Genomic DNA, 14620 nt, shown 5'->3' on the forward strand with positions numbered 1-14620 from the left:
CGAGTCCGGCCCCATGCCCGACATGGCGGCCCTCACCCGGATCGTGGCGCGCCAGCGGGCCGAGATGGACCGGCTGCAGAACCTGGCGGCCACCTCAGCGGTGCTGGAGCGGGCCAAGGGCGCGGTGATGGCGCTGACCGGCTGCTCCCCCGACGCCGCCCAGGAGGAGCTGCACCGGCGGGCCAAGGAGGCACGGCGGACGCTGCTGGAGGAGTGCTGGGTCACCCTCGGCGGGCTGGGCGGGACCGCCGCCGGCCCGGACGAGGCGGCCGGGGACGCCGCGGTCACCAGAAGCCGCGAGGAGAACCCCGCGGCCTGGGACCCGTACCCGCCTGCCGACCAGGAGCCGGCCGACCCCGCCGGTCTGGGCCGGCTGGGCAAGGCGCTCGTCCACGTCGGCGGCCCCCAGGACCTCGCCCGCTGTCTGCTGGAACACCTCGCCCCCGGCGCCGACGCCGACGCCGTCATGATCTTCGCGCGGCTGCCCGGCGGCGGACTCGAACTCGTCGGTCACGCCGGCGTCGACGAGGTGCTGGCCGGCCAGTGGAGGCAGGTGCCGCCACTGACCGGGATCGCCGCCCTCGACGCGCTGGACGCCGGCGAGCCCCGCTGGCTGGAGAACCCGCGCGAGGACCGGGCCCGCTATCTGCTGATCGGCGACCCGCCCGTCCGGTGGCCGAGCCGGGCCTGGCTGCCGGTGCCGTCCGGGGACTCCACCGACGTCGTCCTCGGCGTACTGCGCCGCCGCGAGGGCCCGTTCACCCCTGAGGTCCGTCAACAGCTGCTGTCCGCCGCGCGGTTGGCCGGGGGCGCGCTGCGCACCTTCGGGCCCCGACGGCACCCGACGCTCGGCACGGTCCCCGAATCCGTGCAGACGGTGTTCGACCGGCTGCCGGTCCCCGCGGTGCTGCTGTCCCCGCTGCGCACCCGGGCGGGCGACGTCGAGGACTTCCGCATCGAGGCGGCGACCGCCGGCGCGTTCGACGCCGTCGGCCGCTGCGGGCGCGAACTGCTCGGGCTGCGCTTCCTGGAGTGCTGGCCCACCGTGACCGAGGAACCGCTCTGGCAGGGCTGCCTGGACTCGCTGGCCTCCGGACAGCCCTTCGAGAGCGAGCCGTTCGCCCGACAGCAGACCGTCGCCGGCACGGGCGATCTGGCGACGGTGTCGGCGCGCGCCGCGCGACTGGGCGACGGACTGGTCGTCAGCTGGGTCCGGCACGACCCCTCCGACCGGCAGGAGCAGCGGCTCGCCGACGTGCAGCGGCTCGGCAACCTCGGCTGGGCCAACTGGAACCTCGTCACCGGCGAGATGAACTGGTCCACCCAGGTCTTCGCCATCCTCGACCGCGACCCGGCCCACGGCGCCGTGCCCCTCGCCCAGCTCCCCGGCCTCGCCCTGCCCGAGGAGACGCCCCTGCTCACCCGGGCCATCGCGGAGCTGGTGCGGGAGGGGCGGCCGTGCGACGTGCCGTTCCGCATCCTCACCCGCCAGGGCGTGAGGCATCTGCGGGCGGTCGCCGAGACGGTGTCGGACGTCCACGGCAGGCCCGTCGAGGTGCACGGCTTCCTCCAGGACCTGACCGCTCAGCGCAGCGCCGAACTCGCACTCGTCGCCAGCGAGCGGGCGATCCTCACCCAGCACGGCGTCCTGCAGGCCGAGCGCACCATGGCCGCCCGCCTCCAGGACGCGCTGCTGCCGCTGCCCAGACGACCGGTCCAGGTGGCCGGGCTGCGCGTCGACCTCGCCTACCTGCCCGCGCAGTCCGGCCTCAATGTCGGCGGCGACTGGTTCAGCGCCATCGAACTGCCCGACGGCGACGCCCTGTTCGTGGTGGGTGACGTCGCCGGGCACGGCATGGACGCCGTGGCCGCGATGGCGCTGCTGCGCTTCACCGCCAAGGGCATGATCATCACGGGGTCGTCGCTGACCGGCGCGTTGGTCCGGCTCAACGCCCTGCTGCTGCACTCCCGCGACCCGCACGGCACCGCGACCATGATCCTGGCCCGCTACAACCCCGCCCGGCGGCGGCTGCTGTGGGCGCAGGCCGGGCATCCGCCGCCGCTGCTGCTGCGCGACGGGGAGGCCCGCTACCTGGCCCGGCCCCACGGCATGCTGCTCGGCGCGCGCGACAACCCGCGCTACGAGGAGGCGGAGTGCCGGCTCCGGCCCGGCGACCGGGTCGTGCTGTACACCGACGGGCTCGTCGAGCGGCCCTCGGAGAGCATCGACCGGGGCCTGGAGCGGCTCGCCGACGCCGCCACCGCCTCCGGGGCGCTCGGCCCGACGCCGCTCGGCAGCCTGCTCGGCGCGATGCTGGAGCCCGAGCGGCGCGACGACGTGTGCGTGCTGGACATCCGGGTGCCGACGGACGAGGAGGAGAAGGAGCCTTAGGCGTCCTGCCGGCCGCAGCCCGGGCGTGCTCATCCGGTGCGGGACTCCAGGTCGCGGCGGGTGTCGTCGCCGTAGACGCCGCTCTCGTCGCCGCGGATGCCGTACCAGAGCTGGAAGCGGGCCACGGCCTCGGTCAGGACGGTGTCGTAGCGGCCGTCGGTGGCTCCGCCGTCGTAGACGTTCGGGATACGGCGCAGCCGCTGCTGCAGGTCGGTGACCTCCGCGCCGGTGTCGCCCTCACGCAGGGTCCCGGCGCCGTCCGGGTCGGCCGGGGCGGACGGTTCCGGCGAGGCGACCGGGACGCTTTCGGCGGCCGTCGGCGCGGCCGGGGCGGACGGCGGGGTCTGCGCGGCCGCCTGCTGGGCGCGACCGGGCAGCAGCAGGGCGCAGGCGAAGCCGACGAGGGCCGCGGCGAGCACGGCGAGCGAGACGACGGCGAGTCGGTGCGGACCGGCGGTGCGGTCCGGGTAGGGCCCGGCGAGCCGGTCCGGCCGGGGCTCCGCGGGCGACCGGCGCGCGTCGGCTGCGCGCCGCCGGGTGGGCCGCACGCGCTCCCGCCCGGACGCGCGGCGGCTCACCGGCGGGAGCTCCTCCGTGTCCGCCTCGGCGCCCGGCTGCCGCGGGGGCGGCAGCGGCACCGCCTCGTAGACGTCGGTGTCCTCGGTCATCTCGCGGAACAGCTCCGCCAGAGCGTCGGTGTTGCGCGGTCGCAGGACCCGGATGGGCTCCAGGACCTGGCGCTCGTACGGCTGTCCGGGTCCGTCCGGTGTCGGCACGCTCTCTCCTTCCGGTGGTCCCCGGGAAGAGATACGGGCGCGCGGGCGAGGGGGTTCAGCCGGGGCGGTCCGGGAAGCGTACGCGCGGGGCGCGGACGGGACCGGACGGGCGGCGGGCACGGGGCGGGCGGGACGTACGATGGCGGGTGGGGACCGGGGTGTGGGCCCGGTCCGCAAGGCGTCCCCCTACCGTCCGCCGAAGTCTCCTGAAGGGCTCGCGACTCCCGTGACCACCGCAACACTCCTTGACGGCAAGGCCGCCGCGGCCGACATCAAGAGCGAACTCGCCCTCCGTGTGCAGGCCTTGAAGGAGCGCGGCATCACCCCGGGGCTCGGCACGATCCTGGTCGGCGACGACCCGGGCAGCCGTTCCTACGTCGGCGGCAAGCACCGGGACTGCGCCCAGGTCGGCATCGCGTCGATCCGCGTCGAGCTGCCCGCCGACGCCTCCCAGGCCGACGTCGAGGCCGCCGTGCTGCGGCTGAACGCCGACCCGGCCTGCACCGGGTTCATCGTGCAGCTGCCGCTGCCGGCCCATATCGACACCCACGCCGTGCTGGAGCTGATCGACCCGGTCAAGGACGCCGACGGCCTGCACCCGGCCAGCCTCGGCCGGCTGGTGCTGGGCATCCCGGGCCCGCTGCCCTGCACCCCGCGCGGCATCATCGATCTGCTGCGCCGCAACCATGTGCCCATCACCGGCCAGCAGTTCTGCGTGATCGGCTGCGGCGTGACCGTGGGCCGCCCGCTGGGCCTGATGCTGACCCGTGCCACCGAGCACGCCACGGTGACCCTGTGCCACGAGGCCACCCAGGACGTCGCCGCGCACACCCGTGTGGCGGACGTCGTCGTCGCCGCCGCCGGTGTGGCGCACCTGGTCACCCCGGACTGGATCAAGCCGGGCGCGACCGTGCTCTCCGTGGGCCTCACCCGCACCGTGGAGGGCATCCTCGGCGACGTCCACCCGGACGTGAGCGATGTCGCCGGGTCCTTCGCCCCGCCGGTGGGCGGCGTGGGCCCGATGACCCGGGCCATGCTGCTGACCAACGTCGTGGAGGCCGCGGAACGGCAGTGAGGCCGACAGCCCGGGCACTCGGTTCCCCCTCCCGAGGGAACTGAGTGCCATCGGGGGCGGCCGGGTGTTACGTTCCCTGCCATGAGCGCCAGTGACCGCAGTGACCGCGCGGAGCAGGCCGCCCCGAAGCCGCCGATGCGGGACGCACTGGTGGCGGCGGCCTTCCGGTTGTTCCTGGAGCGGGGTTACGAGCAGACGACCGTCGACGACATCGTGACCCTGGCGGGGGTGGGCCGGCGCTCCTTCTTCCGGTATTTCCCCTCCAAGGAGGACGTGGTCTTCCCCGACCACGAGCGCTGCCTGGCCGACATGACCGACTTCCTCGCGGCGAGCGGCGACACCGACGAGCCGGTGCGCCGGGTGTGCGACGCCGCCCGGCTCGTGCTGCGCATGTACGCCGAGAACCCCTCCTTCTCCGTGCAGCGCTACCGGCTCACCAAACAGGTGCCGGGGCTGCGCGCGTACGAGTTGTCGGTGGTGTGGCGTTACGAGCGCGCCCTCGCCGAGTACCTGCGCGCCCGCTTCGCCGGCCGGGCCGACGGGAGCCTGCGGGCCGACGTGATCGCCTCCGCCGTGGTCGCCGCGCACAACAACGCCCTGCGTTCATGGCTGCGTTCGGACGGACGGGGCGACGCGAGCGCGACGGTGGACCACGCGCTGGGGTATGTGCAGTCGGCGTTCGGCGGGGAGCCCGCCGCCCCGGCTCCCGAACCGCCCGGCGCCGCGTACGGGTCCACGGGCGCGGGTGACGCCGAGGACGTCGTGGTGGTGGTGTCGCGGCGGGGCGCACCGCTGTGGCGGGTCGTGCAGGAGATCGAGACGGCCCTCGCCCGGGACTGAGCCCGGCCGGGATCGTCCGTGAGCCCCGAATATTCGGGGTACGCAGTGCCTTTACGAGTGGCACTGAGTGCCATACGCTGAGCGGGTGCACGGTGGCACGGTGAACCGCGCACGTCCGTGCACGGGTGATCCGAGCACGTGGATTCCGGCCTATGTGCAGGGAGTTGACAGCGTGTACCACCACTCAGGAAGCGCCGTTCAGCCGACAGCCGGCTCCTCTGCGGGTCTTCTCGACCGCCGGGGCACGGACGCGGAGGCGATCTGGTTCCAGCGCTGCACCTGGTGCGGCACCGCGATGTACCACCGACTGCTGTGTCCGGTGTGCCAGGGCAGCGAGCTGCTCACCGAGCGCAGCGAGGGCCTGGGAACGGTCCGTCACGCCACGGTGGTGCACCGCAACACCCCCTCCGCCCGCAACGTCTCCCTGATCGAGCTGGCCGAGGGTTTCGTGGTGCGCGGCAGGGTCATGGGGCCGCTGATCGGCGTCCACAGCGGCGACCGTGTCCGGCTGTCCACGGCGAAGGACCCGGTCCGGGGCGAGCCGGTCTTCCAGCTCGTCGACGAGCCGTACCGGGGCTGGCACTGACGCCCGCTCAGCAGATCCGCGCCCTGAGAGCTGCGGCGGTGACCGGATCCTTGCGGTCCCGCCTGTTCGATTCCGGGCCGCAGGCAACCCGCAGGCGTGATCGGGGTTCCTCCGTGACGCGAGGAGTTCCCGACACGGAAGGGGCTCCCGCTCTCACCCTTCAGGAGTGGACCCTTGATCCGTGCTCGGCGAACAGGTGTCGCCGCCGTGGCCGCGCTGGCGGCCCTGGCGGGAACACCAGGACTGGCGCAGGCCCGCCCCCCGTCCGAATCCACAGCGTCGACCACGTCGGCCGACCGCGCGCTGCCGACCGGCTGGCGGATCAGCGGCCAGGGCGCCGCCCGGGAGCTGGTGTGGCGCTCGCCCACGCGCGTGCCCGCCGGTGACGCCCGGGTGGAGTTCCACGCGGCGAACCGGCTGCTGGGCGTGCCGAAGCCGGACAAGGACGGTCACACGTTCCGGCTCGCCCTGGACGAGGCGGGGGGCGCCCCGCTGAACGAACTCAGCGTGGTGGCCGCCGGCCGCCGTCTGGACGCGCCCGCAGGCGGATCCGCCGCTCCGGGCCGGCGGTCACGGGCCGCCGTCCAGCCGCCCGCCGCGCTGCCGGCGAACTCCGTCGACCCCGGTGAGACGGGCAAGTACCGCACCGTCACCGGCGAGTACGCCCTCGACCCGGTGAAGCTGCCCGGGTTCGCCGCCCCGGTGGAGATGCAGGCCGTCGTCGTCGCGCCGAAGGGAGCGACCGGCAAGCGCCCGCTCGCGCTGTTCCTGCACGGCCGGCACACGACCTGCTTCAAGCCGGACGACCCCGAGTTCATCTCCATCGAGTGGCCCTGCCCGACCGGCACCCAGCCCATCCCCTCCCACAAGGGGTACGTCAAGGACCAGCAACTGCTGGCCTCCCAGGGCTATGTGACGGTGTCGATCTCCGCCAACGGAATCAACGGCCAGGACGCGGAGGTCGACGACGCCGGCGCTCAGGCGCGGTCCTCCCTGGTCCGGCAGCACCTCGCCCGCTGGGCCGGCTGGGCCGCGAACCCGGCCGGCGCCCCCGCGGCCGTCCGCGAGGCCCCGAAGGCGGACCTGTCGCGTGTGCTGCTCGTGGGCCACTCGCGCGGCGGCGAAGGCGTCAACCGCGCCGCGATGGACAGCCTCTACCCGGCGCCCGCCGCCCAGGACGGCTACAAGGGCCCGGTGCGCTGGAAGATCCGCGGCACCGTCCTCATCGGACCGACGATCTTCGGCCAGAATCCGGTCGCGGACGTGCCGTCGGCGACGATCCTGCCGGGCTGCGACGGCGACGTGTCCGACCTCCAGGGCGAGGTGTACGCCGACGGCACGCGCGGCGTCAGCAAGGGCGCCGCGCTGCACAGCGCGCTCTACATGGTCGGCGCGAACCACAACTACTTCAACAGCGAGTGGACCCCGGGCACGGCCACGGCGCCCGCCTGGGACGACTTCATGGCGGACGACGACCGGCCGGACCCGGTGTGCGCGACGGGCGCCGCCACCCGGCTCACCGCGGACCAGCAGCACCGGGCCGGCGCGACCTACATCGCCGCCGCCGCCCGGCTGTTCGTGGCCGGCGACGACCGGGCGCGTCCGCTGCTCGACGGCTCCGGCCGCCGGGCCCCCTCCGCGGACCCCGCCCGCGTCCTGAGCCACGCGGTCGGCGCGCGCCGCACCGGCGGCTTCCTCCCCGACGGGCCGGTGACCGTGACCGGCGCCCGGCTCTGCTCGGCCGTCGACTTCGACCCCGCCGCCGCCTGTCTGGACGCGGAGAAGGACGGAAGGTCACCCCACTTCGCGTGGTGGGAGACCGCACCGGAGACCGGCCGCCGCGCCGTGGCGCTGAACTGGTCGGCGCCGGGCACGACGGCCCGGGTGCAGCCCGCCGCGCCGCTGTCCCTCGCCGGTTCCCGGGAGCTGGCGCTGCGCCTCTTCGTACCGCCGAACACCTCGGGCACCCGGCTCGACGTGGCCGTCACCGACGCCGCCGGGCGGCGGGCCGCGCTGGGCGCCGTACGGGTGGACGGGCTGCCCGGCAGCAACCGCACCTCCTCGTACTGGGCGCGTGAGGTGCGTGTCCCGCTGACCGCCGCCGTCCGCGCGAAGCTCGACCTGAGGCACGTCAAGTCCCTCGACCTGACGCCGCGTTCGGCGTCCGGGACAGCGTGGCTGATGGACGCCTGGGGCTGGGCGCCCGGCACTCCGGCGGTGCGCGCGGCGAAGCTGCCGCGCGTCGACGTCGGCCGCACGATCGTCAAGGAGGGCGACTCCGGCACCCGCACCTACCGGATCCCCGTTCAGATATCCGGGCAGGGCGCCGGCCAGGTCCGCGTGTACGTCCTCGACCCCGCCACCGGGCTCGGCACGGACAAGCTGGTCACGGTACGCCCCGGCAGCAACGCCATCGACGTGCCGGTCCAGGTGAAGGGCGACACCCTGTTCGCCTACGACCTCCGTCAGGACATCGCCGTGAAGGCGGTCAAGGGCGCCGTCGTCGGCTCCCACCGGGGCGGGGTCACCGCGCAGAACGACGACCCCGAGCCCAAGATCACCGCGACGCCGCTCGCCGACCGGGTGACCGAGGGGCAGGCGCTGTCCTGGCGGCTGACGCTGTCCGAGGGCGCCGGCGTGGACCTGGGGATGCCCGTCGAGCTGACCGGGGTCGACTCGGGAGCGGAGCTGTCCACCAAGGACCTGGACCCGCAGTGGCTGCTGGATCAGGGCGTCGAGGCCGACCCGGAGCGCCCGCTGTCCGAGGCCCTGTGGCTGTGGCTGGACATCCCGGCCGGAGCCACGAGCGTCGACCTGACCGTGCCGACGGTGACCGACCAGGTGGCCGAGCCGGCGGAGTCGCTGCGCATGCAGCTCGACGACTTTCAGGGCGTCCCCCGGCCCGACGCGCCCCCGCTGACGGGCACGGTGCTGGACGCGTCGTAGGGCGCGTGTGTGTGCGGGGCTCGGGCCGTGTGAGGCCCGGTCCCCGCACCTCACAGGGTGATGCGGATGCCCACCGTCCCGGTCGTCCCCCGGCGCAGCCGGCTGCCGAGCAGCGCGAGGCGGCCGGTGAGGCCGTACTTGCGGGCGATCAGCGAGCGGTAGCGGGCGGTCGTCGGCGCGTCGCAGATCTGTGCGGTGGCCGGCGTCTGCCTCCCGGTCGGCCGGCCGCGTACGTCGCAGGGGCCGACCAGGACGTCGGCGCGGGCGCGAATCCGCTTCACCTTCCAGGAGTCGGCGACCGTCCACACGCCGAGCGTGTCCCCGTCGCGCACCACCCACACGGGGGTGGCGACGGGCGTTCCGTTCTTCCGATAGCTGGTGACCAGCAGGTACTTGCCCGCCGCCAGCGCCTCCACCGCCGTTGCGTCCATACCTCGAAGTCTAGTGCCGGGGCACTGGAAGGGGACGTCACCACCTGGGCAGTCGGAGTTCGTACTCCGGCTGGACGCGCCGCATGTAGCCGGTGTCGTCGCGGCCGCGCATGCCGGAGTCGAGGTAGCGGCGGTGGAGGCGTTCCAGGGCGTCGGGGTCGAGTTCCACGCCGAGTCCGGGACCGGTCGGCACCTTCACCGCCCCGTCCTCCAGGTGCAGGACGCCGGGGACGATCACGTCGTCCGCGCTGTTCCACGGGTAGTGGGTGTCGCAGGAGTGGTCCAGGTTCGGGATGGCCGCGGCGACATGGGTCATGGCGGCCAGGCTGATGCCCAGGTGCGAGTTGGAGTGCATGGACAGGGCGATCCCGAACGCCTCGCACACGGCGGCCAGTTCACGGGTGCGGCGCAGTCCGCCCCAGTAGTGGTGGTCGGTCAGCAGGACCTGGATGGCGTTCTGCTCGATCGCCGGCCTGAGATGCTCCCAGGCGACGACGCACATGTTGGTGGCCAGCGGCATGGGCGCGTCCTCGGCGACCTCCGCCATGCCGGGGATGCCGGCGGTGGGGTCCTCCAGGTACTCCAGGACGCCGTCGAGCTCACGGGCGACGTGTCGCGACGTCTCCACCGTCCAGGCGACGTTGGGGTCCAGCCGGAGGGGCTGCCCGGGGAACGCCTCGGCCAGCGCCTTGATCGCGGCGATCTCCTCGTCCGGCGGGAAGACGCCCCCCTTGAGCTTGAACGAGCGGAAGCCGTACCGCTGTTGCATCAGCCGGGCCTGCTCGACGACGCCGGCCGGGTCGAGGGCCGCTCCCCAGTCGTCGCCGATGGCCGGGCGGCCGTCGAGCGCGGGGTGTTCGGCCCACTTGTAGAAGAGGTAGGCGGCGAAGGGGACGCTGTCGCGGACCCGGCCTCCGAGCAGGTCGCTGACCGGGCGGTCGAGCAGCTTGCCCTGGGCGTCCAGGCAGGCGACCTCGACGGCCGAGGTGGTCCAGCCGCGTTCGTGGGAGCTGGGCACGGACGGCAGCAGCGCGGCGTCGATCGCCGCGGCGATCGCGGTGGTGTCGAAGACGTCCATGCCGACGACCGTGCGGGCGGCGGTCAGCAGCCGTTCGAGGCGTGCCTCGCCGCCCGGCGACTCGCCGAGGCCCACCGTGCCGTCCTCCAGGACGAGTCGGAGGATCACGCGCAGGGCGAGCGGTTCGTGGACGCCGTTCGAGTTGAGCAGCGGCGGGTCGGAGAACGCGATGGGGGTGACGAGGAGTTCGCGGATGCGGGTGTCGCGGGTGCTCATGCTGCGGCCACCTCCAGGCCGTGGTCGATGAGTTCGGCGAGCCGGGCGACATGGTCCGGCGTGGGGTCGACGAGGGGGGCGCGGACACCGCCCGCGTCGAGGCCGCGGAGGGTCACCCCGGCCTTGACCAGGGACACCGCGTAGCCGGGGACCTCGTCGCGGAGGGCGACGAGCGGCCCGTAGAACTCGTCCAGGAGGGTGTTCACGCGTGCCTCGTCGGCGTCGGCGAGGGCCCGGTGGAAGGCCAGGGCGATCTCGGGGGCGAAGGCGAACACGGCGGAGGAGTAGAGGCCGACGCCGATGCCCTGGTAGGCGGGGGCGGTCATCTCGGCGGTGGGCAGGCCGTTGAAGAACTGGAAGTCCGCGTCGTGTGCACGGATCGCGCGCACGACGCGGTGCATCCGCTCCAGGTCGCCGAGTCCGTCCTTCAGGCCGACGACCTTCGGCAGGGCGGCGATCTCGGCGGCGGTGGCCTCGGTGAGGCGGGCGCTGCCGCGCTGGTAGAAGATCGCGGGCAGGTCGGTGGCGGCGGTGACCTCCTCGGCGTAGCGCACCAGGCCCTGCTGGGGGGCGGTCACCAGGTAGGGCGGCAGCAGCAGGAAGCCGTCGGCGCCGGCGCGGGCGACGCGTACGGCGTGGTCGCGGGCGACGGGGGCCGGGCCGCCGGCGGCGGCCAGGACGGGCACGCGCCCGGCGGTGGTCTCGACGGCGACGCGGGTGGCGCGTTCGAGTTCGTCCGGGGTCAGGGCGTGGAACTCGCCGGTCCCGCAGGCGACGAACACGCCGCCCGCGCCCGCCGCGACGCCGGCCTCGATGTGCTGGGCGAGCCGTTCCTCGTGCAGCGAGCCGTCCTGGGCGAACGGTGTGACCGGGAAGAACAGCACTCCTTGGAACTTCATGTATCCCTCGTGTCTGCGGGTGGGGGGGTCGGTGCGAGGCTGGGCGGGTCAGCCCTTGGTGGCGCCGGCGGCGATGCCGCTGACCAGCGAGCGCTGCAGGAGGAGGTAGACGACGAGGCTGGGGACCAGCGCGATGACCGCGCCGGCGAGGACCACGCCGGAGCCGACCTCGGGGTCGGTGCGCAGGATGGACAGGGCGACGGTCACGGTGTAGTCGGTGGGGTCCTTGGCCGCGATCAGGGGCAGCAGGTACTGGTCCCAGATCATCACGAAGCCGAGGACGCCGGCCACGCCGAGCGCGGGCTTGCACAGCGGCAGGACGACCTGCCACAGCATGCGGAACTCGCCTACGCCGTCGAGGCGGGCGGCCTCCTCCATCTCGGCGGGGATGTCCTTCATGAACTCGGTCAGGAGCATGACGGAGAAGCCCCAGGCGCCCAGCGGGAGGATCACGCCCCAGGCGGTTCCCTTGAGGTCGACGCCCAGGACCGGGACGTGGCCGAGGACCAGGGAGAGCGGGATGGCGATGACCTCCTCCGGGAGCATCATCGTCAGCATGAACAGGGTGAGGATCAGGGCCTGGCCGCGGAAGCGGTGCCGGGCCAGCGCGTAGGCGGCGAGCACGGACACCGCGAGCTGGAGCAGCAGCGCGCCGCCGGCGATGAACAGGGAGTTGGCGAAGTAGTCCCAGATGCCGCGCTCCGAGGCCACGGTGAAGTTCTGCAGGGTGCTGTCGTGCGGGAGGAAGGAGAGGGAGGAGCCGCTGGCGTGCCGGGTGAACGCGCCGGAGAGGATGGTGACGAACGGCGCGGCGAACACGGCGAGCGCGAGCACGCAGAGCAGGATCCGCAGGGCCCAGCCGGAGCCTGGGCGGTCTCCCCAGCCGAGGGCGGTGTCGAAGCGGGCGGGGGTGGTCCGCCCGGCCCGGGCGGTCCTGGCCGGTGACGCGGCGGGCGCCGGTGTGCGCACCGGCTCGACGGCGGGCGCGCTCATCGCACGCCTCCCCTCTTGCGGAAGTGGTGGACCGTGACGGTCAGCAGCAGGGTCGCGCAGAGCAGCACCACGGAGGCCGCGGACGCCCCGCCGATGTCGTTGCGGGTGAAACCGAGGGTGTAGGCGCGGGTCATCCAGACCTCGGTGGAGCCGGCCGGGCCGCCGCCGGTGAGGACGTACACCTCGGTGAAGACGCGCAGTCCGCGGATGGCGGCGAGGGTGAGGACGATGCCGAGGGCGGGGCGGATCGCGGGGAGCGTCACATGGCGCAGGCGCTGCCAGAGGGAGACGCCGTCCATGGCGGCCGCCTCGTACAGGGTCCGGTCCACGCCCGCGAGTCCGGCGAGGATGATCACCATGTTGTACGGGGCGAGCAACCAGACGCTCATGCCCATCGTCGCCCACAGGGCGGTGTCCGGGTTGTCGAGGAACTGGACGGGGCCGAGGCCGAGGAGGCCGAGGGCGTGGTTGATCATGCCGTCGGAGGTCGGGTAGTACAGCAGCCGCCACATCTCGCCGACGACGGCGGTCGCGGTGACGACGGGCAGGAAGACGGCGGTGCGGATGAGCTTGAGGGAGCGGGCCTGGCCCTCCAGCAGCAGGGCGAGCGCGAAGCCGACGACGATGGCGCCGACGGACTGGCCGAGTCCGAGCAGGAGGGTGTGGCCGATGGCGTCCTGGAAGCGGTGGTCGGTCAGGACGCGGGTGTAGTTGTCCAGGCCGACCCACTGGTCGCCGAGGAAGGGGCGCACCTTGAAGAAGCTGAGCCAGACGCCCTGGGCCATGGGCCAGAACTTGAACACCAGGGCGAGCAGGAGGCCGGGGGCGAGGAACAGCCAGGGCAGGGCGCCTCGCCTGCCTCGTTCGGCGAGGACCCGGGCGCGGCGCGGGGCGGGTGTGATCGCGGTCATTTCAGCAGGTCCTGGTCCTTGAGGTCGCCGGCGAGGGTGTCGTTCAGCTCCTTCAGGCTGGAGCGGACGTCGCTGCCGCAGTAGGTGAAGATCGCGTTGAGGGCGTCGGCGGTGTCCTGTTTGACGGGGGCGAAGGCGGGGGCGTTGGGGAACTGGACGGAGCCGTCGGTGTAGGCCTTCTGGACGACGCCCCAGCGGGGGTCGTGGCGTACGGCGGCGGCGTCGAGGGTGGTGTTGACGGGGATGCGGACGACGGGCTGGTTCTTGCCGGTCATGGCCAGGCGCTGGCCCTCGGGCGAGATCATGAAGGCGGCGAGGGCCTGTTCCTGGGCGGCCTTGCCGGTGCGGGCGCCGAAGTAGATGTTCTCCCCCTCGGCGAGGACCTGGGAGCCGGCGGGTCCGGCCGGGGCCTGGAGAACCTCGTACTTGTCCTTGCCGAGGTCCTTGTCGAAGCTGGTGATGTTGTAGGGGCCGGTGAGGTACATGCCGGCGTTGCCGTCCTGGAAGTTGGTGGCGGTGGAGGTGACGGCGGTGATCGCGCCGGGCTGGACGACGCCGTGGTCGGCGGAGCAGAAGAGGTTGTTCTTCAGCCAGGTCACGGTGCGGACGGCGGCGTCGGAGTCGATGACGGGCCGGTAGCCGCCGCTCCTGGTGGGCTCGATGATGCGGGCGCCGCCCTGCCAGAGGTAGCTGGCGCTCCACCAGGCGGCGTAGCCGTTCTGGGCGCTGCCCGGGACGACCATTCCGTAGGTGTCCTTCTTGCCGTCGCCGTCGGGGTCGTCGTCGGCGAAGGCCTTGGCGAGGGTGAGCATGTCCGCCCAGGTCTTCGGCTGCGGCAGTCCGAGCTTCTCGCGCCAGTCCTTGCGGACCATCAGGGTCATGGCCTGGCGGGAGTAGGGGATGCCGTAGTGCGTGCCGTCGATGCCGACGGTGGTGGCCCAGGTCTTGGCGTCGATCTGGTCGTGGCCGGCGACGGAGGCGGGGTCGATGGGCTCGAGCAAGCCCTGTGCCTGGTAACTCCCCATCAGAGCGGTGTCGTTGACCAGGACGTCCGGCAGGTCCCTGATGGACGCGCGACTCTGGAGCTGCTGGTCGAAGTTCATGACCGGCTGGTGGTCGATCTTGATGCCGGTCTTCTTGGTGAAGGCGGCGAACACCCGGTTGTAGGTAGCGGCGGAGTCGGGATCGCTGCGGGTCCAGACCTCCAGGGTGTTCGGGTCGCTGCTCCCGGCGCTGTTGGAACCGGAGCCGCAGGCGGCCGTTCCGAACAGCAGTCCCCCGGCGGCGAGCGCGGCGACCAGGCGGCGGCGTGGTCGGCGATCCCCCATGGGCACCCCTCCGTTCATATCCGTGAACCTGTTTCACGAATCTAAATGAGCTCGCCCAAGCTATGAATGGTTTCGGCCGCATGTCAATACATGGCTGGAACCTTGCGGAAGCTTGAACGGGTGGCCGGAATCTCACGCACCGCACACGG

The 14620-nt window shown here is 73.3% G+C and carries 12 protein-coding genes; 5 read left to right on the top strand and 7 right to left on the bottom strand.

Going from position 1 to position 14620, the window contains the following annotated elements; all coding sequences use genetic code 11:
- Positions 1–13 precede the first annotated feature (13 nt).
- The gene (locus tag ACIRS4_RS10125) at positions 14–2392 is read left to right on the top strand and encodes a SpoIIE family protein phosphatase (protein WP_404193098.1); all 2379 of its coding nucleotides are present in this window, start codon (positions 14–16) and stop codon (positions 2390–2392) included.
- 29 nt (positions 2393–2421) lie between these two features.
- On the opposite strand, the gene ACIRS4_RS10130 is transcribed toward ACIRS4_RS10125, so the two are convergent.
- Positions 2422–3168 carry a peptidoglycan-binding protein gene (locus ACIRS4_RS10130; RefSeq protein WP_404192691.1) on the bottom strand — a complete coding sequence of 249 codons (747 nt, stop codon included), beginning with the start codon at positions 3166–3168 and terminating at the stop codon, positions 2422–2424.
- 226 nt (positions 3169–3394) lie between these two features.
- On the opposite strand from ACIRS4_RS10130, the gene ACIRS4_RS10135 reads away from it, so the two are divergent.
- From ACIRS4_RS10135 to ACIRS4_RS10150, 4 genes are all read left to right on the top strand, one after another.
- Positions 3395–4243 carry a bifunctional methylenetetrahydrofolate dehydrogenase/methenyltetrahydrofolate cyclohydrolase gene (locus ACIRS4_RS10135; RefSeq protein ID WP_351098575.1) on the top strand — a complete coding sequence of 283 codons (849 nt, stop codon included), beginning with the start codon at positions 3395–3397 and terminating at the stop codon, positions 4241–4243.
- 135 nt (positions 4244–4378) lie between these two features.
- On the top strand, positions 4379–5083 hold the full coding sequence (locus ACIRS4_RS10140; protein ID WP_404193101.1) for a TetR family transcriptional regulator: 705 nt from the start codon (positions 4379–4381) through the stop codon (positions 5081–5083).
- A gap of 172 nt (positions 5084–5255) precedes the next feature.
- Positions 5256–5669 (top strand): Zn-ribbon domain-containing OB-fold protein, encoded by a 414-nt coding sequence (locus ACIRS4_RS10145; protein WP_404192694.1) that lies wholly within the window; start codon positions 5256–5258, stop codon positions 5667–5669.
- 174 nt (positions 5670–5843) lie between these two features.
- Positions 5844–8615, top strand: a complete 2772-nt coding sequence (locus tag ACIRS4_RS10150; protein WP_404192697.1) for an alpha/beta hydrolase family protein — start codon at positions 5844–5846, stop codon at positions 8613–8615.
- A 50-nt stretch (positions 8616–8665) separates the two neighbouring features.
- Here the strand turns inward: ACIRS4_RS10150 and ACIRS4_RS10155 are convergent, their stop codons facing one another.
- From ACIRS4_RS10155 to ACIRS4_RS10180, 6 genes are read right to left on the bottom strand one after another with little or no spacing between them, the layout of a single operon-like run.
- Positions 8666–9046: a PPOX class F420-dependent oxidoreductase gene (locus ACIRS4_RS10155; protein WP_404192700.1), complete on the bottom strand. Its 381-nt coding sequence runs from the start codon at positions 9044–9046 to the stop codon at positions 8666–8668.
- Positions 9047–9083: 37 nt separating this feature from the next.
- The gene (locus ACIRS4_RS10160; RefSeq protein ID WP_404192703.1) at positions 9084–10340 is read right to left on the bottom strand and encodes a glucarate dehydratase family protein; all 1257 of its coding nucleotides are present in this window, start codon (positions 10338–10340) and stop codon (positions 9084–9086) included.
- Positions 10337–11239 carry a 5-dehydro-4-deoxyglucarate dehydratase gene (locus ACIRS4_RS10165; RefSeq protein ID WP_404192705.1) on the bottom strand — a complete coding sequence of 301 codons (903 nt, stop codon included), beginning with the start codon at positions 11237–11239 and terminating at the stop codon, positions 10337–10339. Before ACIRS4_RS10165 ends, ACIRS4_RS10160 begins: the two co-directional genes overlap by 4 nt.
- A 48-nt stretch (positions 11240–11287) precedes the next feature.
- Positions 11288–12232, bottom strand: a complete 945-nt coding sequence (locus ACIRS4_RS10170; RefSeq protein WP_404192707.1) for a carbohydrate ABC transporter permease — start codon at positions 12230–12232, stop codon at positions 11288–11290.
- The gene (locus ACIRS4_RS10175; protein ID WP_404192710.1) at positions 12229–13143 is read right to left on the bottom strand and encodes a carbohydrate ABC transporter permease; all 915 of its coding nucleotides are present in this window, start codon (positions 13141–13143) and stop codon (positions 12229–12231) included. The genes ACIRS4_RS10170 and ACIRS4_RS10175 overlap by 4 nt, the downstream gene beginning before the upstream one ends.
- Positions 13140–14471 (bottom strand): extracellular solute-binding protein, encoded by a 1332-nt coding sequence (locus ACIRS4_RS10180; protein WP_404192712.1) that lies wholly within the window; start codon positions 14469–14471, stop codon positions 13140–13142. Before ACIRS4_RS10180 ends, ACIRS4_RS10175 begins: the two co-directional genes overlap by 4 nt.
- Positions 14472–14620: the final 149 nt, after the last annotated feature.

The organism is Streptomyces sp. NPDC101166 (assembly GCF_044768125.1).
Lineage (GTDB): Bacteria > Actinomycetota > Actinomycetes > Streptomycetales > Streptomycetaceae > Streptomyces.

Coding starts and splice junctions, on each gene's coding strand:
- ACIRS4_RS10125 (WP_404193098.1), top strand. CDS start 14: ATGCCCGACATGGCGGCCCTCACCCGGATCGTGGCGCGCCAGCGGGCC.
- ACIRS4_RS10140 (WP_404193101.1), top strand. CDS start 4,379: ATGCGGGACGCACTGGTGGCGGCGGCCTTCCGGTTGTTCCTGGAGCGG.
- ACIRS4_RS10155 (WP_404192700.1), bottom strand. CDS start 9,046: ATGGACGCAACGGCGGTGGAGGCGCTGGCGGCGGGCAAGTACCTGCTG.
- ACIRS4_RS10160 (WP_404192703.1), bottom strand. CDS start 10,340: ATGAGCACCCGCGACACCCGCATCCGCGAACTCCTCGTCACCCCCATC.
- ACIRS4_RS10165 (WP_404192705.1), bottom strand. CDS start 11,239: ATGAAGTTCCAAGGAGTGCTGTTCTTCCCGGTCACACCGTTCGCCCAG.
- ACIRS4_RS10170 (WP_404192707.1), bottom strand. CDS start 12,232: ATGAGCGCGCCCGCCGTCGAGCCGGTGCGCACACCGGCGCCCGCCGCG.
- ACIRS4_RS10175 (WP_404192710.1), bottom strand. CDS start 13,143: ATGACCGCGATCACACCCGCCCCGCGCCGCGCCCGGGTCCTCGCCGAA.
- ACIRS4_RS10180 (WP_404192712.1), bottom strand. CDS start 14,471: ATGGGGGATCGCCGACCACGCCGCCGCCTGGTCGCCGCGCTCGCCGCC.